The 20,596-nt window shown below is 64.9% G+C and carries 13 protein-coding genes; 9 read left to right on the top strand and 4 right to left on the bottom strand.

Annotated elements, in window-relative coordinates:
- The first annotated feature begins 22 nt into the window (after positions 1 to 22).
- Together ACOCG7_RS15035 and ACOCG7_RS15030 are read left to right on the top strand one after the other, a co-directional pair.
- Positions 23 to 634, top strand: a complete 612-nt coding sequence (locus ACOCG7_RS15035) for a flavin reductase family protein (protein WP_421376168.1) — start codon at positions 23 to 25, stop codon at positions 632 to 634.
- 168 nt (positions 635 to 802) lie between these two features.
- Complete coding sequence (locus tag ACOCG7_RS15030) at positions 803 to 1,237, top strand: cupin domain-containing protein (RefSeq protein WP_421376166.1); 435 nt, start codon at positions 803 to 805, stop codon at positions 1,235 to 1,237.
- An 89-nt stretch (positions 1,238 to 1,326) separates the two neighbouring features.
- Here ACOCG7_RS15030 and ACOCG7_RS15025 read toward each other — a convergent pair whose 3' ends face one another.
- Positions 1,327 to 2,781, bottom strand: a complete 1,455-nt coding sequence (locus ACOCG7_RS15025) for a polyhydroxyalkanoate depolymerase (protein ID WP_421377648.1) — start codon at positions 2,779 to 2,781, stop codon at positions 1,327 to 1,329.
- A 216-nt stretch (positions 2,782 to 2,997) separates the two neighbouring features.
- On the opposite strand from ACOCG7_RS15025, the gene ACOCG7_RS15020 reads away from it, so the two are divergent.
- Complete coding sequence (locus tag ACOCG7_RS15020; protein WP_154872509.1) at positions 2,998 to 3,651, top strand: glutathione S-transferase family protein; 654 nt, start codon at positions 2,998 to 3,000, stop codon at positions 3,649 to 3,651.
- Positions 3,652 to 3,722: 71 nt separating this feature from the next.
- Here the strand turns inward: ACOCG7_RS15020 and ACOCG7_RS15015 are convergent, their stop codons facing one another.
- Together ACOCG7_RS15015 and ACOCG7_RS15010 are read right to left on the bottom strand one after the other, a co-directional pair.
- The gene (locus ACOCG7_RS15015; protein ID WP_421376164.1) at positions 3,723 to 5,696 is read right to left on the bottom strand and encodes a Cache 3/Cache 2 fusion domain-containing protein; all 1,974 of its coding nucleotides are present in this window, start codon (positions 5,694 to 5,696) and stop codon (positions 3,723 to 3,725) included.
- Positions 5,697 to 5,859: 163 nt separating this feature from the next.
- The gene (locus tag ACOCG7_RS15010) at positions 5,860 to 8,457 is read right to left on the bottom strand and encodes a heavy metal translocating P-type ATPase (protein WP_421376162.1); all 2,598 of its coding nucleotides are present in this window, start codon (positions 8,455 to 8,457) and stop codon (positions 5,860 to 5,862) included.
- Positions 8,458 to 8,818: 361 nt separating this feature from the next.
- Between ACOCG7_RS15010 and ACOCG7_RS15005 the strand changes: the two genes are divergently transcribed.
- Both ACOCG7_RS15005 and ACOCG7_RS15000 read left to right on the top strand, forming a co-directional pair.
- Positions 8,819 to 10,237 (top strand): DUF1254 domain-containing protein, encoded by a 1,419-nt coding sequence (locus ACOCG7_RS15005; protein ID WP_421376160.1) that lies wholly within the window; start codon positions 8,819 to 8,821, stop codon positions 10,235 to 10,237.
- Positions 10,238 to 10,487: 250 nt separating this feature from the next.
- Positions 10,488 to 14,300 carry a DUF748 domain-containing protein gene (locus tag ACOCG7_RS15000; RefSeq protein ID WP_421376158.1) on the top strand — a complete coding sequence of 1,271 codons (3,813 nt, stop codon included), beginning with the start codon at positions 10,488 to 10,490 and terminating at the stop codon, positions 14,298 to 14,300.
- Positions 14,301 to 14,392: 92 nt separating this feature from the next.
- Here ACOCG7_RS15000 and ACOCG7_RS14995 read toward each other — a convergent pair whose 3' ends face one another.
- The gene (locus ACOCG7_RS14995; RefSeq protein WP_073431339.1) at positions 14,393 to 15,940 is read right to left on the bottom strand and encodes a PLP-dependent aminotransferase family protein; all 1,548 of its coding nucleotides are present in this window, start codon (positions 15,938 to 15,940) and stop codon (positions 14,393 to 14,395) included.
- Positions 15,941 to 16,125: 185 nt separating this feature from the next.
- On the opposite strand from ACOCG7_RS14995, the gene ACOCG7_RS14990 reads away from it, so the two are divergent.
- From ACOCG7_RS14990 to ACOCG7_RS14975, 4 genes are all read left to right on the top strand, one after another.
- Positions 16,126 to 17,223: an ABC transporter ATP-binding protein gene (locus tag ACOCG7_RS14990; protein WP_073431340.1), complete on the top strand. Its 1,098-nt coding sequence runs from the start codon at positions 16,126 to 16,128 to the stop codon at positions 17,221 to 17,223.
- A gap of 108 nt (positions 17,224 to 17,331) precedes the next feature.
- Entirely contained in the window at positions 17,332 to 18,381 is a 1,050-nt protein-coding gene (locus ACOCG7_RS14985) for an ABC transporter substrate-binding protein (RefSeq protein WP_073431341.1), read from the top strand.
- Positions 18,382 to 18,457: 76 nt separating this feature from the next.
- Positions 18,458 to 19,726, top strand: a complete 1,269-nt coding sequence (locus ACOCG7_RS14980) for an ABC transporter permease (protein WP_421377646.1) — start codon at positions 18,458 to 18,460, stop codon at positions 19,724 to 19,726.
- Positions 19,727 to 19,742: 16 nt separating this feature from the next.
- The gene (locus tag ACOCG7_RS14975; RefSeq protein WP_073431343.1) at positions 19,743 to 20,582 is read left to right on the top strand and encodes an ABC transporter permease; all 840 of its coding nucleotides are present in this window, start codon (positions 19,743 to 19,745) and stop codon (positions 20,580 to 20,582) included.
- The last annotated feature ends 14 nt before the right edge of the window (positions 20,583 to 20,596 follow it).

The raw sequence follows: 20,596 nt of genomic DNA, 5'->3' as shown, positions 1-20,596 counted from the left end.
AAACGCACGTCAACGCCAACCCATGTCCCATTACTTCTACGACCCCGCTGCCGGTCACGGCCTTCCACATGACCCGTTCAAGGCGATCGTCGCCCCGCGCCTGATCGGCTGGATTTCCTCGCGCGACACGGACGGCACGCTGAACCTCGCGCCCTACAGTTTCTTCGGCGCGTTCGCCAGTTCTCCGCCGATCATCGGTTTTTGCAGCGAAGGTCGCAAGGACAGCATCGCCAACATCGAGGCAACCGGCGAGTTCGTCTGGAATCTCGCCAGCAGGCCGCTCGCTGAACAGATGAACCGCTCTTCAGCGCCCGTGCCGCCGCATGTCGACGAATTCGCACTCGCGGGGCTGACGCCCGCCGCGGGCTGCAACGTCGGCGTGCCGCACGTCGCCGAAGCGCCGGCCGCGCTCGAATGCAAGCTGCTGCAAGTGGTGCGCCTGCATACCCTCGACGGTAAGCCGATGGACAACTACCTGTCGCTCGGCCAGGTGGTCGGCGTGCACATCGACGAGGCGTATCTGAAAGACGGCCTGTTCGATACCCACGCCGCGCAGCCGATCATGCGCGCGGGTTACCGCGCCGACTACGCGGCCATCGGCGACATGTTCCAGATGTTCCGCCCGAGCGTATAGACACTACCGCGTTGCAAGCGCATCGCGCCGCGCAATGCGGCGCGACACCCATCGCACCTCTCGCGGATCGCGCAAGATCGAAGCGCAACGACTGGCCCGCTTGATGCTTGCCACCGACGCTCCAACGCGTCGTTTTCAACCGCCGGCTCACTGTCCAGGAGCGCGATCATGTCCACCGAATTCGCCACGCAATTCAGTCATGTCCGTCCGCAAGATACGTCCTACGTGGATCAGGGCTTACGCGATTTTTTTCTTTACCGCGACTTGGGCATCGCGCAAGCGACCGACGGCAAGGTGCTCGCGCAACTCGTGAAGGCGAATCACGCACCAGAGCAAGGCACCGGCTGGCACCGGCATGAGGCCGATTTCCACATCGTGATCATGTTGAAGGGCTGGGCGCGCTTCATGTACGGCGACAAGGAGACGCTCGTCGCCGCCGGCGACTGCGTGCATCAGGCGCCGGGCATCGTCCATTATCTGTTCGATTACTCAGAGGATATGGAGTACCTCGAGATCGTTTCGCCGGCCGATTTCAAGTCGCTCAAAGTGGAAGGTCCGTGCGACGTGCCGGCGGTGACGCCGTGGAAAAGCGTCGAGGCATGAGCGGAAACCGGGGCAAAACCAGGCGCGGATCGAGCGCGGCTCCGCATCACCTGATGCGAGCGTGAAGCGAGCCGCCGCCCGTTAAACACTCATGGCGTGGCGGGAGGCCGTCTGCGTATCGGGCGCGATGCCTGCGACGCCTGGGGCTTCGCGGCGGCACGGGAGCCGGCGCCGTTCGGCGCCGAACCCAGCGCGCCTTCCACTTCGACCTCGACCACCGCCGTCGCGGCCGGCGCTGCTCGATTGATTTCGGCGGCAGCGGTGATATGCACCGGCGCGATCGTGCGCGCCCGCGAACTCACGAGGACCGCGCGCGGTTCGTTGTCGTAAATCACGGCCCGCACGCGCGGATAAATCTGCCGCTCCCAGCGGCGTCCGTTGAATACACCGTAGTGCCCCACGCCGGTTTGCACATGATGCGTCTTCAGATACGGCCGCAATTTATCGCACATGTCCTGCGCGGCGAGCGTTTGGCCGACCGCGCAAATGTCGTCCTTTTCGCCCTCCACGGTGAGCAATGCCGTGCGGCGAATCTTCGAAGGATCGACCAGGCGCCCTTGCACTTCGAGTTCATTCAACGGCAGGGCGTGCCGCTGAAAAACGGTATCGACGGTTTCCAGATAGAAATCGGCGGTCAGGTCCATCGTCGCGAAGTATTCTTCATAGAACGTGCGGATAGTGTCGGCTTTCCCGGGATCGCCCTTGGCGCGCTCGTAGTGCATGGTTTCGAACGACTCGAGGTGGCGGCCGAGATTCATCGACATGAACGCGCTCAGTTGCACGAAGCCCGGGTACACGCGCCGGTGAGCGCCCGCGAAACCGAACGGCACCGCGCTGATGAGGTTCTGCTCGAACCATTCGATCGGTTTGTTTTTGGCCAGATCGTTGACGCGCGTCGGGTTGATGCGGGTATCGATCGGGCCGGCCATCAGCGTCATGCTGGCGGGCTGCGCGGGGTGATCGTCGTCGGCCATCAGCGCGACCGCGGCCAATGCGGCGACCGTCGGCTGGCACACCGCCAAAAGGTGCGCGCCGGGGCCGATCGTTTCGGTGAAGTCGATCACGTGCTGCACGAATTCGTCGAAGCCGAAGCGCCCCTGACTCAACGGCACGTCGCGCGGGTTGTGCCAATCGGTGACGTACACATCGTGCTCGGCCAGCATGGTGCGCACAGTGCCACGCAACAGCGTGGCAAAGTGGCCTGACATCGGCGCAATCACCAGCACGCGCGGTTGGGGTGAGGAGAGCGTAGTGTCCTTGCGGAAATGCAGCAGCGAGCAGAACGGCGTGTGCGCCGCGATCTCCTCGACGATCGCGACGGACTTGCCTTCCGCCACCACGCTGTCGATGCCGAAGGGCGGCCGCACGGGCGTAAGGCCCGCTAGCGTCAACAGATCGCAGGCCGCGCCGAGGGAGCGGCCACGCGAGGTTTCGCCGAACGCGGGCCACGCGTTGAGCGAATGATTCACCAGTGCCGCGCCGTGCCGAATCGGCAGCATCATGTCGGCGAAAGCCTGGTAAGTAGGGTATGCGAACAGGTTCATAACCTTCGCACGAATGCGTAAGAGGAAAAAGAGCACGAATATAGGCAAGTCATGTGCCAATGATAGGCGCGCATGGGCGGCGGTGCCCCGCGTTGGCATAGCATTTGCGCGCCTTAAACGAGCGCGCCCGGATTGCCGCGCTTTGGTGCGCCCGCGCACGGCAGCGTGCATGGACATCGCCCGGCGTCGACGAACGCCTCATCGGAGGAGAAACGTATGACGAAAACGACGCTCACCATCAGCAGCAAGAACTATTCGTCATGGTCGCTGCGCGGCTGGTTGCTGACGAAATTCAGCGGCTTGCCGTTCGAAGAGATCGTGACGCCGATCGACGACCCTGCCGCACGCGCCGAACTGCTGCTGCTGTCGCCGTCGATCCTCGTGCCGTGTCTCGTGCACGACGGCATCAAGGTCTGGGACACGCTGGCGATCGCCGAATATCTGAACGAACTGAAACCCGAAGCGGCGCTGTTGCCGAAAGACATTCGCGCGCGAGCGCATTGCCGCTCGATCTGCGGCGAGATGCACTCGGGTTTCGCCTCGTTGCGCTCGGCGTTGCCGATGAACCTCAAGGCGCATTTTCCGGGCTTCAAGGTATGGGCGCGCGCGCAATCGGATATCGACCGGATCGTGGCGATCTGGGGCGAGTGCCTGAAGGAGTACGGCGGTCCGTTTCTGTTCGGCGAGCGCACCGCGGCGGATGCGATGTACGCGCCGGTGGTGACGCGCTTCGTCACCTACGACGTGAAGCTCGACCCTGAGATCGTCGAATACGGACAACGCATCATGGCGCTGCCCGAAATGCGGCAGTGGATCGCCGACGCGCAACAGGAAGTGGAAGAGATCGACGAACTGGACGTCGAGTTCTGAGGCGCGGCGACAGCGAAAACGGGCGACGATAACGGCGCGTGAGAAGCAACGCGCCGTCGCTGCGGCAGGATTCAATCGCGCCCGCTTCCCAGCTTGAACACGCTCACCACCTGCGCGAGACGCGCGGCCTGCTCGCGCAACTCGGCCGCGGCGAGTTCCGCTTCGCCGACGATCGTCGCATTCTGCTGGGTCGCCTCGCCGATCTGCGTGACGGCGAGATTGACCTGTTCGATGCCGCCCGATTGCTCGCGCGACGCCACGCTGATCTCGCCCATGATCGCGCGCACCTGGCCGACCTGTTGAACGATGCCTTGCATCGTGGCGCTGGCTTCCTCGGCGATGCGAAAACCGCTGTCGACGGTCGCCGTGGAGGCCGCGATCAAACTCTCGATCTCCTTCACCGAAGCCGCGCTGCGCTGCGCGAGCGCGCGCACTTCCGAGGCCACCACCGCGAAGCCCCTGCCGTGTTCGCCGGCGCGCGCCGCTTCCACCGCGGCGTTCAAGGCGAGGATATTGGTCTGGAACGCGATGCCTTCGATCACGCTGGTGATCTCCGATATCTTCTGCGACGAGCGGCTGATTTCACCCATCGTCGAGACCACGCGTTCGACGGCGCGGCCGCCTTCGAGCGCGGCATTGGCGGCGCGCGTGACGAGCGTGTTGGCTTGCACGGCGTGGTCGGCGTTCTGCTGCACCGTCGACGTGATCTGCTCCATGCTGGCCGCCGTTTCCTCCAGGCTGCTTGCCTGCGTGGCGATGCGCGCGGCGATGTTGCCGCTGCCGGTGGCGATCTTTTCGGTGCCGTGCGACATGTCGGCCGACGCGTTGCGCACCTGCGAGACGATGCGCGCAAGACCTTCGCCGATGCCGTCGATCGACTGCATCAGGCGGCCGATCTCATCGGCGCGCGCGTTGCCGGCTTGCGCCACGCGCACGCTCAGATCGCCCGCCGCGAAACGCTCGGACGCCTTGGCGGCTTCATCGAGCGGACGGCTCACGAGGCGGCGCACCGCGAACAGGAACACCACGGCGAACACGCCGACCAGCGCGAAGCCGATCAGCAGGAACTGATTGCGGGTGGCGGTGACGTCGGCCATCACCTCGTCGCGCGGCGCGACGCCGCCCACCAGCCATTGCCATTCCGGCACGGTGACGAACGACACGAACTTGTCGCGCGGGCCGCTCTCGCCGAGCGTCGCGTCGGCCGAGCTGTATTCGAGCCGGCCTTCCTTCATGTCGAGCATCTGCTGATACGGCGCGTTCGCGTTGTCCGCGTTCTGGCCGGCGGCGGCCGGATGAACGATCAGCTTGCCGCGATCCGCGCCTTTCGACGCGTTGAGCACGAAGTAATAACCGCTGTCGCCGATCTTCAGCTTGCGAATGCCTTCCTCGACCGACTGGATTTCCTTGTCCACCTCCACGCCGACGAACAGCGCGCCGATCACGCGGCCGCTTGCATCGGTGACGGGGCGATATTGCGTGATGTAGCGTTTGCCGAAGAGCGCGGCGAGTCCCGTATAGGACTTGTTCGCGACGACCAGCGCATACGCCGGTCCCTTGCGGTCGAGCAGCGTGCCGATCGCGCGTGAGCCGTCCTGTTTCTTCAGCGATGTGGTCACGCGCACGAAGTCGTCGCCGCTGCGTGCGAACACGGTGGCGATCGCGCCGCTGCGTTCCAGAAACTGGTCGGGGATCGTGAAATCCATGTTCAGGACTTTGTCGCCGGCCTTCATGGTGGGAGCGGCGACGCCGTTGACGTCGATCTTCTGCGTTTCGTCGAGCGTATAGGTGGGAGGCAGGAAGCTCGCGAACAGCGACGTCGAGCGATCGACTTCGGTCGATAGCGCCTTGTCGAACAGCGTGATCATCGCCGCGATGGAGCGGTCCTTATCGGCAATGCGTTCGAGCACCTGATCGCTGACCTGCTTGCCGGCGGTGCGCGTGAGCGCCAGCGCGAAGGCGGCGAAAATCAACGCCACCAGCACGCAGGAGAGCACGGCGAGCCGGGCGCCGACGCTGGCGCGGCGCAATGAGAGAAGTTCCATGGGCGGTTGCGGAGTAAGGGAAGAGAAGCGCTGCGCGGACCATGCGTAGGCATATCCGGCATCGGTGTCTTGTTTACGACCGCACCGCCCGTTTTCTTTAGCTAATCGAAAGCGTCGGGTCATTGCGGAACATCGCTTACGAGATGTTCCGCGCTTGCTCGCTTCAGCGGCCCGGTGCGCCGCGCCAGCCGCGCAGCAGCAGCGCGTTGGTGACCACGCTCACGCTCGAAAACGCCATTGCCGCGCCCGCCAGCATCGGGTTCAACAAACCGAAGGCGGCGAGCGGAATGCCGATCAGGTTGTAGACGAAAGCCCAGAACAGGTTCTGCTGGATCTTGCGCCAGGTCTTGCGCGAGATGTCGATGGCGTCGGCCACCAGCGCCGGGTCGCCGCGCATCAGCGTGATGCCGGCCGCGTGCATCGCGACGTCGGTGCCGGTCGCCATCGCAATGCCGATGTCGGCGGCGGCGAGCGCGGGCGCGTCGTTGATGCCGTCGCCGGCCATCGCGACGATGCCGGCGCTGTTGATTTTCAGGTCGCGAATCACGCGGGCTTTGTCGTCGGGCAATACCTCGGCGTGGAACTCGTCGATGCCGAGCGCTCTCGCGACGCTTGCCGCGCTGCCGTGGTTGTCGCCGGTGACGAGCACGCTCCTGATGCCCATCCGCGCGAGACGTTCGACGGCGGCGCGCGCGGTCGGTTTGACGGTGTCGCCGAAAGCGATCAGCGCGAGCGCGGCGGGCGCTTGCGAATCGCGCCGCATCAGCCAGGAGACGGTGTTGCCGTCGGCTTCGAGTTGTTTGGCGCGTGCGGCGAGTTCCGGCTGCAACGCGATGCCCAGTTCGTTGAGCCAGCGTGTGCTGCCAAGCGCCAGCGTGTGGCCGTCGATGTCCGCTTCGACGCCGCGGCCCGGGACCGCGCGTGCGGCGCTGGCGGCGAGCGCCATAGCCAACGCGGGTGCCGCGACGGCGGCGGAGTCGGAGGCGGCAGCCTCGTCGCTCGTCGACGGCTCCTCAGCCGACGCCGACATCGCCGCTTCATACGCCTTCACCACGGCCCGCGCCAACGGATGATCGCTGTGCCGTTGCACCGCGGCGGCGAGCGCGAGCGCCTCGTCGCGGCCCATGCCGCCGATCGGTTCGAACGCCGTCACCGACGGTTGGCCGAGCGTCAACGTGCCGGTCTTGTCGAACGCGACGATGTTCACGCGATGCGCGGTTTCCAGCGCCTCGGCGTCCTTGATCAGCACGCCGTGCTTCGCCGCCACGCCGGTGCCGGCCATGATCGCGGCCGGCGTCGCGAGCCCGAGCGCGCACGGGCAGGCGATCACCAGCACGGCAACCGCGTTCAGGATCGCGGTTTCGCCGCCCGCGCCGGCGATCAGCCAGCCCGCCAGCGTGAATGCCGCGATCGCCAGAATCGCCGGCACGAAGATTTCGCTGACCCGGTCGACCAGCCGCTGGATCGGCGCCTTGTCGGCCTGTGCGCTTTCCACCAGCCGGATGATTCGCGCGAGCGTCGTTTCCGCGCCGATCGCGGTGGTCGTCACGGCAATCGCGCCTTCGCCGTTGATCGAGCCGGCCGTGACCGGATCGTCCGCCTGCTTCGGCACCGGCAGGCTTTCGCCCGTGATCAGCGATTCGTCGATGTGGGTGCGGCCTTCGAGCACCGCGCCGTCGACCGGCACGCGCTCGCCGGGCCGCACGATCACCACCGTGCCGACGCGCACCAGCGCGAGCGGCACGTCGCGTTCGTCCGCGCCGACGCGGATGCGCGCGCGATCCGGGCGCAGCGCGTTGAGCGCGCGGATGGCGTCGGTGGTCTGGCGCTTGGCGCGCGCCTCGAGCCACTTGCCGAAGCGCACCAGCGTGATGACCACCGCCGAAGCCTCGAAGTACAGATGCATCATGTCGCCCGGATGGGTCGCGAGTTCATAGACGCTGATGCCATAAGCCGCCGACGTGCCGAGCGCCACCAGCAAATCCATGTTGCCGGCGCCGGCCCGCACGGCGCGATAGGCCGCGCGATAGAAGCGCGCGCCGAACACGAACTGCACGATCGAGGCGAGGCCGAATTGCAGCCACGGCGCAAGCATGACGTGAACGCCGAACCATTCGCCGATCATCGGCGCGGCGAGCGGCAGCGTCAGCACGGCGGACGCGAGCACGGCCGCGAGTTCGCGGCGAGTCTCGTCGCGTTTGCGGTCGGCGGGGAGGGCGTTGCCGGCGTTGTCGCCGGCCGGCGTTGTGTCCGGCGGCGCGATCAAGGACGCTTCGTAGCCCGCTTTCGTGACGGCGGCGATCAGCGCCTCCGCTTCGGTGGCCGCGTCGCTCAGATTGACGGTTGCCGTTTCGGTCGCGAGATTCACCGACGCGCTAGCGACGCCCGGCACCTTCGCCAACGCTTTTTCGACGCGCATCGCGCACGACGCGCAGGTCATGCCGCCGATCGTCAGCTCCGCGGTTTGCGGCGTTTGGACGGACGCCGCGTCGTCGGCGCGTGCTGACGGCGTGGCTTCGTAGCCCGCCTTGCGCACGGCGTTCGCGAGCGTTTCGAGTTCGACGGTGGCATCGCTGTCGATGCGGGCTCTTTCAGTGGCGAGATTCACCGACGCGCGCACGACACCCGGCACTTTGGCCAGCGCCTTTTCGACGCGCATCGCACACGAGGCGCAGGTCATGCCGCCGATGTCGAGTTCGGCGGTGCGGGCGGGCGTGGCGGCAGCCTCGGCGGAGCGCTGCGGGTTGGCAAGTTCAGTCATGGTGGAAGGCTCGTGGCGGCATGAGGCCGCGTTCTGAACCCAGTATTAACCTTCCCATGATGGCAAGGTCAAGGAGGAATCATGGGTGGACCGAGGCAGCGGTGAACGAAAAAGAATCTCGGCGGCGCGCGCCGGGCGGGCTGACAAAAATCGTCAACCGCACCGCAAATGCACGTTGTTCGCTCGTTACAACCGCTATTGCGACCTTTGCGCTTGCCTGGCGGACAAGGATACGATACAACCCCGATGTTGTCGGCATCGCCACCGCGGACTGGCTGCGCTGGGTCTTGCGAGACCACGCGGACAGATTCGCTGCGTACCGACGTCTCCCTTAGGGCAGCACGTTCCGCCACCTGAACGAATGATAAAAAATCGCCGAGAACTGTTTACGCTTCACTGGACCTGCGCATCGCTCGCGGGCCTCGCACTTCTGGCGGGGTGCGCGTCCACCCCGTCCGCGACGCAAAAAAATACTGGCTGGATCAAGGACGAAGTCGCCGATTCTTATGTGTTCGGCTATCCGCTGGTGCTGATGGGCGTCGCACGCGACGCGGCGGTCGGCACCGATCCGGGCCAGGCGCCGCTCAATACGTTGCGCCACGCCCAGGCATTGCCGCCGATCGGCGCGGCGTATCCGTTGCAGCCGAGCCTCGATACGCTGGATTCGACTGGTTGGCTGGACGTGGGCAGCGAGCCGGTGATCGTGTCATTGCCCGACTCGCGCGGCCGTTACGTCGACGCCCGCGTGCTCGACATGTGGACCAACGTCGTCTGGTCGACCAGTTCGCAGTTCGCCACCCGCGCCGCGGGCATCAAGGCGCAAACGATTGCGTTCGTGAGCCCCGGCTGGCAGGGCGACTTGCCCAAGGGCGTGAAGCGCGTCGACGTGCCGACCCGCAACGCGTGGGTGATCGTGCGCATTCAGTCGAACGGCACGCGCGACCTGACGGCGGTGCGCAAGCTGCAGCGCGCCATTCGCGTCGCGCCGCTGAGCGTCTATGCAGGCGACACGCGCTCGGTGTCGATCGCTGCGCCACGCGTGAGTGCCGCCGATGCCGCAGTGGGCGCCTCCGGCACGCCGGCCGCGCAGGTCGCCGCGCTCGACGCCAACGGTTTCTTCAACCGGCTCGCGCAGGCCTTGCCGGACAATCCGCCGACGCCGGCCGACCCGCATGCACTGAAATTCCTTTCGGACCTGGGCGTGACGCCAGGCGAGCCCGTGAAGCTGCCGAACGCGCCCGAGGCCGTCGCGGCCGGTCTCGCCGATGGTCACGAGCGCGTCGTCACGCAGCCGTCCAATCTGCTGACCGGCAACGGCTGGAACTGGTTCGGCGACGGCGTGGGCAACTACGGTCCCGATTACGCGCTGCGCGCTTATGCCGCCGCCACGCAACCGGGCATCGGCACGAAGGACGACGAAGTGCGCGCGGTCGTCACCCAGGACAGCGACGGCCATGCGCTCAACGGCGCGAACCGCTACGTGATTCACTTCGCGCCGAACCAGTTGCCGCCGGTGCGCGGCTTCTGGTCGATCACCGCCTATACGAAGGATGGCGCGTTGGGCGAAAGCGCGCCGGCGCGTCTCGCGGTCGGCGACCGCAATGGCGCGCGCCGCAATCGCGACGGTTCGCTCGACGTGATCGTGTCGTCCACGCGCGGCAAGAGCGGCAACTGGCTGCCCGCGCCGCGCGCGGATCTGCAACTGGTGCTGCGTCTGTACGCACCCAGGCCGGAAGCCACCGACGGCAGTTGGCAACCGCCGGCCGTCGTGCGTCAGTAGACCGCTTCAGTCGACTCCTTCAGCGGCATGCATCGCTGCCATGCGGCAGCGATGTGACAGCAACGCATGAGCGAGGTATGAAGCGCCGCATGTCCGCCGCTGTGGCGCGACGCACATGCGGCGCTGTCGCGTGGAGCATTGTGTAAGCACGCTTTACATTGCTGTCTCGTGCGAGGTTCCAGACTTATACTGCCGCTTGCGGGATTTTCGTTTCGCGGCGGGCTTGCCGCCGCATTACCCAAGACCGAGCATGGCAAGCCTCAATAAAGCGTCACTAGCCTCTTCCATTCAGACCGTGCGCGAGGTCGCGCAGTCACGCCGCACTCGGCGCGTTATCATGGGTCTGCTGATTTTCCTCGTAGCGTTCGGCCTGTTGGGTTTTTTCGCGGCGCCGCCGCTGATTCGCCATATCGCCGAACAACAGCTCAGCAAACAACTCGACCGGCCGGCCAGCATCGGCCGCATCGCGCTCAATCCCTACACGCTCACGCTCGAAGCCGACCGCGTGCATATCGGCGAGCGCGGCGGCGCGGGCGATTTCGTGGATATCGCGCGGCTCATCGTGCGGGCGTCGTGGAGTTCGCTGTTTCGCGCCGCGCCGATCGTCGATGAAGTGCAACTCGATTCGCCGCGCTTTCATATCGTGCGCTACGACGCGCAACGCTTCAATTTCACCGACCTGATCGAGAAGTTCGCGAGCCAGCCAAGCGCGCCCGATAGCAAGCCGACGCTCTTCTCGGTGTCGAACATTCGTCTGGAAAACGGCCAGATCACGTTCGACGACAAGCTGCTCGGCGCGACCCACGTGATCGATCAGTGGAAGCTCGGCATTCCGTTCATCGCCACGCTGCCTTCGAAAACCGATATCTTCGTCGAACCGCTGCTGCGCGCGCGCATCGACGGCAGTCCGCTTGCCATCGACGGCAAGACCAAGCCGTTCGCGGCGTCGCGCGAGTCGGAAGTGTCGCTGCGTTTCGACGGGCTCGATGTGCCGCGGCTCATGTCGTACGCGCCGGCCAGGCTGCCGGTGATCGTGCAATCCGGCAAGCTCTCCACCGACCTCAAGCTCAACTTCGTGATGTCCCACGACGCGCCTTCGTTGCGCGTGGCGGGCACCGTCGATATGAACGACGTGGACGTGCGGGACCCGGGCAAGGCGCCGTTCTTCGCCGCGCGCACGGTGCATGTGGCCGCCGCGACGCTCGAGCCGCTCAAGAGCCTTTATCACTTCGACGATATTCGTATCGACGCGCCGAGCGCCAATCTGGCGCGCGACAAAAACGGTGTGCTGAGTGTGGAGCGGATGTTCGCGCCGACGCCGGCGGCTTCGGGAAGCGCGGCTGCATCCGCATCCGACGCGACTGCGGCGAAGCCCGCCGCTAGCGCGCCGGCCGCGGCATCAGGCGCCAGCGCCACGCCAACGGTCGGTGCAAAGGCCGCCCCGCCGCTGGATCTGTCGATCAAACGCTTCGCGCTCAACGACGGCGTAGTGAACGTCCACGACGAAGCCGGCTCGCGGCCTGTCGACCTCGGCCTGCAAAAGCTGGCCGTCACGCTGACCGATTTTTCGACGCTCGCCACCGCGCCCGCGCATTACACGCTGAACACGGACTTCAAGGGCGATGGCGGCTCGCTCGGCGCGGCGGGCGCGTTCGGCCTCGTCGCTCAAACGGCCAGCGCCAAGCTCGACCTGAAGTCATTGAAATTGCCGCTGCTGCAACCGTATCTCGACACCGCGACTGCCGCGCAAGTGCTGGACGGCGCGCTCTCCGCCAGCGCGAATGTCGGCGCGAACTGGTCCAGATCGCCGGTGGCCGTGATGGTCGCGGATACGCAACTGGATCTGCAATCGCTGAAGCTGGCGGCGCGCGGCAGCAAGGAGCCGGTCATCTCGCTCGCGCAAGGCCGCGTGACGGTCAAGCAGGTGGACGTGGCGGCACGCACGGCCGACATCACGGGCGTCGACACGACCGGCCTCTTGGTCAACGCGGCGCGGCTGAAAGACGGCAGCATCGACCTGGCTTCGCTCGCTGGTCCGCATGAAACGGAGCAGCGGCGCACGGCGACGCACGCGGTCACGAAAGCGCAGGCGGAAGCGCCCGTATGGCGTTACAAGATCGGCGAGTTGAGCCTGAAGGACGCCACGGCCAATTTCACCGACAACACCACGCCGCAGCCGGTCAAGCTGAACATCGCGCCGCTGCAACTCAAGGTGCGGCAGATCAGCGACGACCTCAGCCGTGCGCTGCCAATCGAGCTCCAGGCAACACTGAACAAGAAAGGCACGCTCGGCTTGACGGGCAACGTCACGGCCACGCCGCTCAAGCTGGCCGTCAAGGTGAACGCGAACCGGCTCGACGCCGCGGCCTTCGAACCGTATTTCGGCAGTCAGTTGAATGCGGTGATCGCGAGCGCGCTGCTCAATGCAAACGGCGAACTCGCGGTGACTCAGGCGAAGACGTTGAAGGCGAGCTACCACGGCGACATGGCGCTGGTCGACGTGCGAATGCTCGACAAGGCGACTTCCGACCGGTTCGCCGGCTGGGGCTCGCTCGCGCTGTCCAATCTGAAAGCCGACTACGACGAGCGCGGCACCGTGGTGGACGCGGGCCGTGTCACGTTCACCAGGTTCTACGGGCGCGTGCTGCTCGACGCGCAAGGCAAGCTCAACCTCAATCAGGTGGTCGCCCATGAAGGTGGCGCCGCCCAATCGCTCACGCGCGACGGCAGCGGCGCCGATCCGGTGCCGTTGACGCCGCAAGCGTCGTCGGCCGTGGCGGCGGCGTCCGCGCCGGTCCCGGCTTCGGCGGCCACGCCCGCGATCGTGCCGGTGGCGACGGCGACCGTCACGGCCGCCGCGCCGCCGCAAAGCCCGGTGAAGCTGCACTTCGGCCAACTGGTGTTGCAGCAGGGCCGCGTGACGTACACGGACAACTTCGTCAAGCCGAATTTCACGGCCAACCTGGTCGGCATTCAGGGCACGGTGGGCGCGTTCGGCACGCAATCGACCACGCCCGCGCCGGTGGACATCGCCGCGAAACTGGCGGCCAACGGTCCGCTGTCGATTCGCGGCACGGTCAATCCGCTGGTTGCGAAGCCGTCGCTCGACCTGACCGCCAGCGCGCACGATATCGAGCTGACCAACCTCACGCCGTATTCGGCGAAATACGCCGGTTATCCGATCACCAAGGGCAAGCTGAACGTCGACCTGCATTACACGCTCGAGAACGACCAGTTGAACGCGAACAATCACCTGTTCATCGATCAGCTAACGTTCGGCGATCACGTCGAAAACGATACGGCGACCAAACTGCCGGTGCGTCTCGCCATCTCGCTGCTGAAAAACTCGCGCGGCGAAATCGACGTGAATCTGCCCGTGTCCGGTTCGTTGTCGAATCCCGAGTTCAGCATTGGCGGCCTGATCTGGCACGCGGTGCTCAACCTGTTGCAGAAGGCGGTAACGTCGCCGTTCTCGCTGATCGCCAATGCCTTCGGCGGCAACGGCGAGGAATTGGGTTACGTCGAGTTCGAGCCGGGCTCGGCGAAGCTCTCGGGCGCCGACAGCAAGAAGCTGGACACGATCGTGAAGGTGCTCGCCGACAAGTCGTCGATCCGGATGGACGTGATCGGCCGGGTCGACCCGGCCATCGACGAGCCCGCCTTGCGGATGCGCTATGTCGATCGCCTCGTCAGGCAGCAGAAGATCAAGGATGTGGTGGGCAACGGCGAGAGTGTCGATGTCTCGACCATGACCGTCGATCCGCAGGAATACGACAAGTATCTGACCAAAGCCTACAAGTCGGCGGACTTCAAGAAGCCGCGCAACTTTGTCGGCCTGACCAGGAGCCTGCCGGACGACGACATGAAGAGCGCGCTCGCCGCCAACGCCCCGATCGACGAGGCCAGCTTGCGCCAGCTCGCGCAGCAGCGTGCGCAAAGCGTGCAGCAGTATCTGGAGGGCAAGATCGACAGCAGTCGTGTGTTTATCGTCGCGCCCAAGCTGAACGCCGAGGGCATCAAGGACAAGGGCGCGACGACGCGGGTGGATTTCGGCTTGAACTGAGGTGTGTTGTAAGCGCCCGCTCGCCGTTCGGCAGGGCGCGGCGGCGCGCGCTTCGCTGCGAATCGACCGGCGACCTGCGCGAGCCGCGCCGATCAGGCCGCGCGCGTCGGCGCCTTCAACGCGGTTCGCTCGATCACGCGTGCGAGCGTGTCGAACGCCGGCCCGATCTTTTCGTTCGCCACGCATGCATAACCCAGCAGCAGTCCGCGCCGCGCGGGGGTGGCGCTGCTGTAGTAGGCGGCGAGCGGCCGCACGATCACGCCGGCATCGAAAGCCGCGGCTGTCACCGCGCGATCGTCCGCGTGATCCGGCAGGCAGAGCACCAGATGCAGCCCGGCTTCGTCGCCTATCACCGGCAGTTCGTTGCCGAAACGCGCGGTGATCGCGTCGATCAGAATCTGCCTGCGTTCGCCGTAGAGCGCGCGCATGCGGCGAACGTGCGAGGTGAGATGGCCGTCCATGATGAAGTCGGTCATCACCGCCTGCTGCATCAATTGCCCTTCACGATAAAGCTCGGCCACGCCGGTGCGAAACGTATCCACCAGATGTTCCGGCGCGATCATGTAGCCGATCCGCAAACCCGGAAACAGCATCTTCCCCAGGCTGCCCACGTAGATCACCTGGCCCGCGTCGTCGAGCCCTTGCAGCGACGCGAGCGGCCGGCTGCCGTAGCGGAACTCGCTGTCGTAGTCGTCCTCGATGATCCAGACGTTGTGCTGGCGCGCGTATTCCAGCAGCGTGCGGCGGCGCGCGAGACTCATCACCATGCCGAGCGGATATTGATGCGACGGCGTGACGAGCGCCAGGCGCGGCGGCTGTTGCAAATCCTGCTCGCTGGGGTTCAGGCCTTCGTCGTCGACCGGGACCGGCACCAGCGTGATCCCCGACGATTGCAGCACGCTGCGCGCGCCCCAATAGCACGGCTCCTCGACCCACGCACGGTCGCCGACGTCGGTCAACAAACGCACGGCCAGATCGATCGATTGATGAATGCCCGTCGTGATGATGATCTGATCCGGCGTGCAATTCACCGAGCGCGCGACGCGCAGGTAATCCGACAGCGCCCGCCGCAACGGCCGGTAGCCGCCGCCCGGCGCATAGGTGAGCAGATCGGGATTGGCTTCCTTCCACAACCTCGCCTGCAAGCGGCTCCACGTGCGCGCCGGGAATTCGGCGACGTCGGGCACGCCCGGCATGAATGCGCCCCACTGCTTGGCGGAGACGCCGGCCTGATCGATCAGGCGCCGCCCGCGAGTCGAGAGGTCGCTGAGACCGCGTTTTGGCGGTTTCGGGGCCTCCGCGGCCCGATCGCCCGGCGCGTCGGCACGGGCCACTGCCGGCTTCTTGCGCGCGTTCACCGCCGCGGCGTCCGGCCGCGTGTCAGCCACATAGGTGCCGCTGCCGGTGGTCGAGATCACGTAGCCCTCGGCGGTCAACTGATCGTAGACGTGCAGCACCGTATTGCGCGCGATGCCGAGGTCTTCGGCCAGCGTGCGGGAGCTCGGCAGCTTGGTGCCGGGCGGTAGCTGGCCGGTCAGAATCGCCTGCTGCATGAGCCGCAGCGTCTGCCGGTAGACCGGCTCGGCGGCGGTGCGGTCGAGTCGCGCGGCGAGCCAATCCGACAAAATCACGGTGTCCAAGTGGTTCTATCCGGAATAATGAAATGGTTCCATATTGTAGAACCGTAAGAGACTATAGTGGGCCACGCAATTGACGCTATCCCTCTGTTTTGCAGGGGGAACCGGCCGGAGCGCAGCAACCATCTTGCATGGGACCGGAGCTGGCGCTTCAGCGCTTACTCCGGTCGACAGAGGAGACTAGGGCGATGAAAACCGATGACGTGATCGTCAGCTTTCGAGGTGTGCGCAAGACTTACGACGGCGAAACGCTGGTCGTCAAGCAACTCGATCTGGATATCTATCAGGGCGAATTCCTGACGCTGCTCGGGCCGTCGGGTTCGGGCAAGACAACTTGTCTGATGATGCTGGCGGGCTTTGAATTTCCCACCGGCGGCGAGATCTGGCTCGACGGCACGCTGCTCAACACCGTGCCGCCGCATAAGCGCAACATCGGCATGGTGTTTCAGAACTACGCGCTGTTTCCGCATTTGACGGTCGAGCAGAACGTCGCGTACCCGCTTACCGTGCGCAAGCTTTCTGCCGAAGAACGCGCACATCGTACGAATAACGCGCTGAAGATGGTGCGCATGGAGAGCTTCGCCAAGCGTTATCCGGCGCAGCTTTCCGGCGGCCAGCAGCAGCGTATCGCATTGGCGCGCGCGCTGGTGTTCGAGCCGAAGCTCGTGCTGATGGACGAACCGCTCGGCGCGCTCGACAAGCAGTTGCGCGAACACATGCAGTACGAGCTCAAATCGCTGCACGAGAAGCTCGGCGTCACATTCGTCTACGTTACGCACGATCAGGGCGAAGCCTTGACCATGTCGGACCGCGTCGCGGTGTTCGATAAAGGCATCGTGCAGCAACTGGATACCGTCGACCGTCTCTATGAATCGCCGTGCAATGAGTTCGTCGCCAACTTCATCGGCGACAGCAACAAGCTGCGCGGCACGATCGCGAACGTGGACGGCGAGTACTGCGAGTTTCATCTGATTGACGGCACGCGGCTGACGGGCCGCAATATCGGAGGGGCGCGGGCGGGCACGCCGGCCGTCGCGTGTATCCGGCCCGAGCGCATGAAGCTGGCGAACGGCGTGTCGCGCGCGGGCGCCAATGCGCTGAGCGGCGAGGCGCGCGGGCTGATCTATTTCGGCGACCACGTGCGCATGCGTTGCGGTCTGCCGGAACAGGACGAATGCTTCGTCAAGGTGCCGCTCGGCACGGAATTGCTCGATACATTCGCGCCCGGCGCACCGGTTGCGCTGGAGTTTGCGCCCGAGCATCTGCGGGTTTTCGCGGGGGCGTGAGCGCGGTCAACGCACGATTCGTCGGACGCACGCAGTCGAAGTCAGCCGCACATAACAAGCCGCACCGTACCTAGCTTCACGCATACCACCAAAGGAGAGCAACACACCATGAGCAAGATCGGGAAATCGCGCTGCGCCATCGCTGTCGGTGCCGTGGCGCTCGCGCTGGGAGCCGCGCAAGTCAATGCCGCCGAACTGACGGTCGTCAATTTCGGTGGCGCGAACGGCGACGCGCAAAAGGCCGCGTTCAACCAGCCGTTCGAATCGCAAACGGGCAACAAGGTGACCGCCGTCGAATACAACGGCGAGCAGGCCAAGGTCAAGGCGATGGTCGAAGCCAAGCACGTGAACTGGGACGTGGTGGAGGTCGAATCGGGCGACATCGGCCGTGGCTGCGACGAAGGGCTGTACGAGAAGCTCGACTGGTCGAAGATCGGCAAGAAGTCGGATCTGATTCCTGAAGCGCCGCAAACCTGCGGCGTGGGGTTCTTCGTGTGGTCGACGGCGCTCGCGTATAACGCCGACAAGCTGAAAACCGCGCCGGCCGGCTGGGCCGATTTCTGGGACGTCAAGAAATTCCCGGGCAAGCGCGCCATGCGCAAGGGTGCGCGCTACAACCTGGAGTTCGCGCTGATGGCGGATGGCGTCGCGCCGAAGGATGTCTACAAGGTGCTCGCCACCAAGGCGGGTCAGGACCGCGCGTTCAAGAAGCTCGACGAACTGAAGCCGAACATCCAGTGGTGGGAAGCGGGTGCGCAGCCGCCGCAGTTTCTCGTCGCGGGCGACGTGGTGATGTCCACCGCGTACAACGGCCGGATCGACGCCGCGCAACGGGAAGGCAAGAACCTGAAGGTGGTGTGGAACGGCAGCATCTATGACCTCGACTATTGGGGCATTCCGAAGGGTTCGCCGAACAAGGCGCTGGCCGAGAAGTACATCGCCTATTCGATCTCGCCGAAGCCGCAGGCGGAATACGCGCATCACATCGCCTATGGTCCGGTGAACGTGGCGGCGATCAAGGCGCTCGATTCGAAGACGCTCGCGAATCTGCCGAACTCGCCGGAAAACGGCAAGAATGCGGTGCTGCAGAATCTCGGGTTCTGGACCGATCATGGCGATGAACTGGAGCAGCGTTTTTCGTCGTGGGCTTCGAAGTGATTTGTTAGTTTTGGGTGGGACCAGAGTTAAGCGTTGAAGCGCTCACTCTGGTCGACAGGAGACGGGTGTGACTACGATGACGATTGCCGCCGATTCGACGCCTGAATCAACCGGCCGACTCAAGCGCGAACTGAAAGCCGCGGAATCGAGAAAGCGTGCAATGGCGCTGCTGCTGATCGCGCCGCTCGCGATTTTTCTGCTGCTGATTTTCGTCGTGCCGATCGGCGCGCTGCTGACCCGTGCCGCGCAGAATCCCGAAGTGGTCAGCGCTCTGCCGCATACGCTAAGCGCGTTGAGCGGTTGGGATCGCAAATCTCCGCCGCCGGATACCGCGTATGCCGCATTGGCCGTCGACCTCACCGCGGTCGCCGATAGCGACGGCATGGGTGCGCTGGCGCGGCGCCTCAACGTGGAGATTCCCGGCTATCGCTCGCTGGTTGCAAAATCCGCGCGCGCCATGCCGTTCGTCGACGATAACAGCCAGCCGTTGAAACTGACGCCCGGCCAGATTCATGCGAAATTCGTCGAACTGGACGAGCGCTGGAACGATATCGCGTACTGGCAGGCCATCGCAAAGAATGCCAGTGTGTATTCGCCGTTCTATTTACTCGCTTCGCTGGACCATAAGCAGGACGCGTTCGGTCACGTCATCCCGACCGATCCCGATCAGCAGATTTATCTCGCCGTGTTCAGCCGCACCTTTGTGATCGGCGCGGCCGTGACGTTTTTTGCGCTGCTGCTGGGCTATCCGCTCGCGTACTGGATCTCGACGCTCTCCGAGCGCCGCGCGAACCTGGTGATGATTCTCGTGCTGATTCCGTTCTGGACATCGATCCTCGTGCGCGTCGCGGCATGGATCGTGATCCTGCAAAGCGAAGGGCTGGTGAATAAAGCGCTGATCGGCAGCGGGCTGCTGCACGATCCGCTTTCGCTGCTGTTCAACCGCACCGGCGTGTACATCTCGATGACGCACATTCTGCTGCCGTTCATGATCCTGCCGCTGTACAGCGTGATGAAATCGATCCCGCCGACCTATCAGCGCGCTGCGATCTCGCTCGGCAGCCATCCGTTCGCCGCGTTCTGGCGCGTGTACGTGCCGCAGACTTATCCGGGCATCGGCGCGGGCGCGCTGCTGGTGTTCATCCTGGCGATCGGCTACTACATCACGCCGGCCTTGCTCGGCGGACCGAACGATCAGATGGTCAGCTATTACGTCGCGTACTTCACCAACGTGACGATCAACTGGGGCATGGCGTGCGCGCTAGGCGGCTTGCTGCTCGCCGCGACACTCGTGCTGTACGTGATTTACGGGCGCTTCACGCGTTCTTCACTGAGCCTCGGCTGAACCGGAGCCTACTGCGATGAAACTTGCCAAGCCCCTGTTCGCGCCGCATACGTCGTGGGTCGAGCGCGTGTGGTATTTCGCATTGCGCGCGCTTGCCGTGCTGACGCTGCTGTATCTCATTCTGCCCGTGTTGGCGATCGTGCCGCTGTCGTTCTCGTCGAGCACGTTTCTGGTGTATCCGATTCCGGGTTGGTCGCTGCGCTGGTATCAAAACCTGGTGGCGTCCGATGAATGGCGCATGGCCGCCAAGAACAGTTTTATCGTGGCGCCGTCCGCGACGGTGGTCGCGACCGTGCTCGGCACGCTGGCCGCGATCGGGCTGACCAAGGCGAACTTTCGTGGTAAGGCGCTGCTAATGGCCGTCCTGATCTCGCCGATGATCGTGCCCGTCGTGGTGGTCGGTGTCGGCATGTATCTGTTCTTTGCGCCGCTCGGGTTGGCGAACACGTATGTTGGCCTGATTCTGGCGCATGCCTCGCTCGGGGTGCCTTTTGTCGTGACCACGGTGGCGGCGACCTTGCAGGGATTCAATTACAACCTCGTGCGCGCCAGTTTGTCGCTGGGTGCCAATCCGCTCACGACGTTTTTCCGCATCACGTTGCCCGTGATCGCGCCGGGCGTGATTTCGGGCGCGCTGTTCGCTTTCGCGACGTCATTCGATGAAGTGGTCGTGACGCTGTTCCTCGCGGGCGCTGACCAGACGACATTGCCGCGGCAAATGTTCACCGGTATCCGCGAGAACATCAGCCCGACCATCGCTGCGCTTGCGACGATTCTGATCGTGTTTTCTACTTGCCTTTTGCTGGCGCTCGAGTGGCTGCGCGGAAGAAATGCGGCGCGGGCGGTGAAAGCGTGAACATCGGCTTGCAT

It is taken from the genome of Paraburkholderia sp. DD10 (assembly GCF_049177125.1).
Classification (GTDB): Bacteria; Pseudomonadota; Gammaproteobacteria; order Burkholderiales; family Burkholderiaceae; genus Paraburkholderia; species Paraburkholderia terricola.
The sequence above is the reverse complement of the archived record's forward strand: the minus strand, read 5'-3'. Positions and strand labels throughout refer to the sequence as shown.

Bases quoted from the DNA above. Each gene is read 5' to 3' on its own strand.
- ACOCG7_RS14975 (WP_073431343.1), top strand. From the start codon at position 19,743: ATGAAACTTGCCAAGCCCCTGTTCGCGCCGCATACGTCGTGGGTCGAG.
- ACOCG7_RS15010 (WP_421376162.1), bottom strand. From the start codon at position 8,457: ATGACTGAACTTGCCAACCCGCAGCGCTCCGCCGAGGCTGCCGCCACG.
- ACOCG7_RS15000 (WP_421376158.1), top strand. From the start codon at position 10,488: ATGGCAAGCCTCAATAAAGCGTCACTAGCCTCTTCCATTCAGACCGTG.
- ACOCG7_RS15020 (WP_154872509.1), top strand. From the start codon at position 2,998: ATGACGAAAACGACGCTCACCATCAGCAGCAAGAACTATTCGTCATGG.
- ACOCG7_RS15005 (WP_421376160.1), top strand. From the start codon at position 8,819: ATGATAAAAAATCGCCGAGAACTGTTTACGCTTCACTGGACCTGCGCA.
- ACOCG7_RS15035 (WP_421376168.1), top strand. From the start codon at position 23: ATGTCCCATTACTTCTACGACCCCGCTGCCGGTCACGGCCTTCCACAT.
- ACOCG7_RS15025 (WP_421377648.1), bottom strand. From the start codon at position 2,781: ATGAACCTGTTCGCATACCCTACTTACCAGGCTTTCGCCGACATGATG.
- ACOCG7_RS15030 (WP_421376166.1), top strand. From the start codon at position 803: ATGTCCACCGAATTCGCCACGCAATTCAGTCATGTCCGTCCGCAAGAT.
- ACOCG7_RS14980 (WP_421377646.1), top strand. From the start codon at position 18,458: ATGACGATTGCCGCCGATTCGACGCCTGAATCAACCGGCCGACTCAAG.
- ACOCG7_RS14985 (WP_073431341.1), top strand. From the start codon at position 17,332: ATGAGCAAGATCGGGAAATCGCGCTGCGCCATCGCTGTCGGTGCCGTG.
- ACOCG7_RS15015 (WP_421376164.1), bottom strand. From the start codon at position 5,696: ATGGAACTTCTCTCATTGCGCCGCGCCAGCGTCGGCGCCCGGCTCGCC.
- ACOCG7_RS14990 (WP_073431340.1), top strand. From the start codon at position 16,126: ATGAAAACCGATGACGTGATCGTCAGCTTTCGAGGTGTGCGCAAGACT.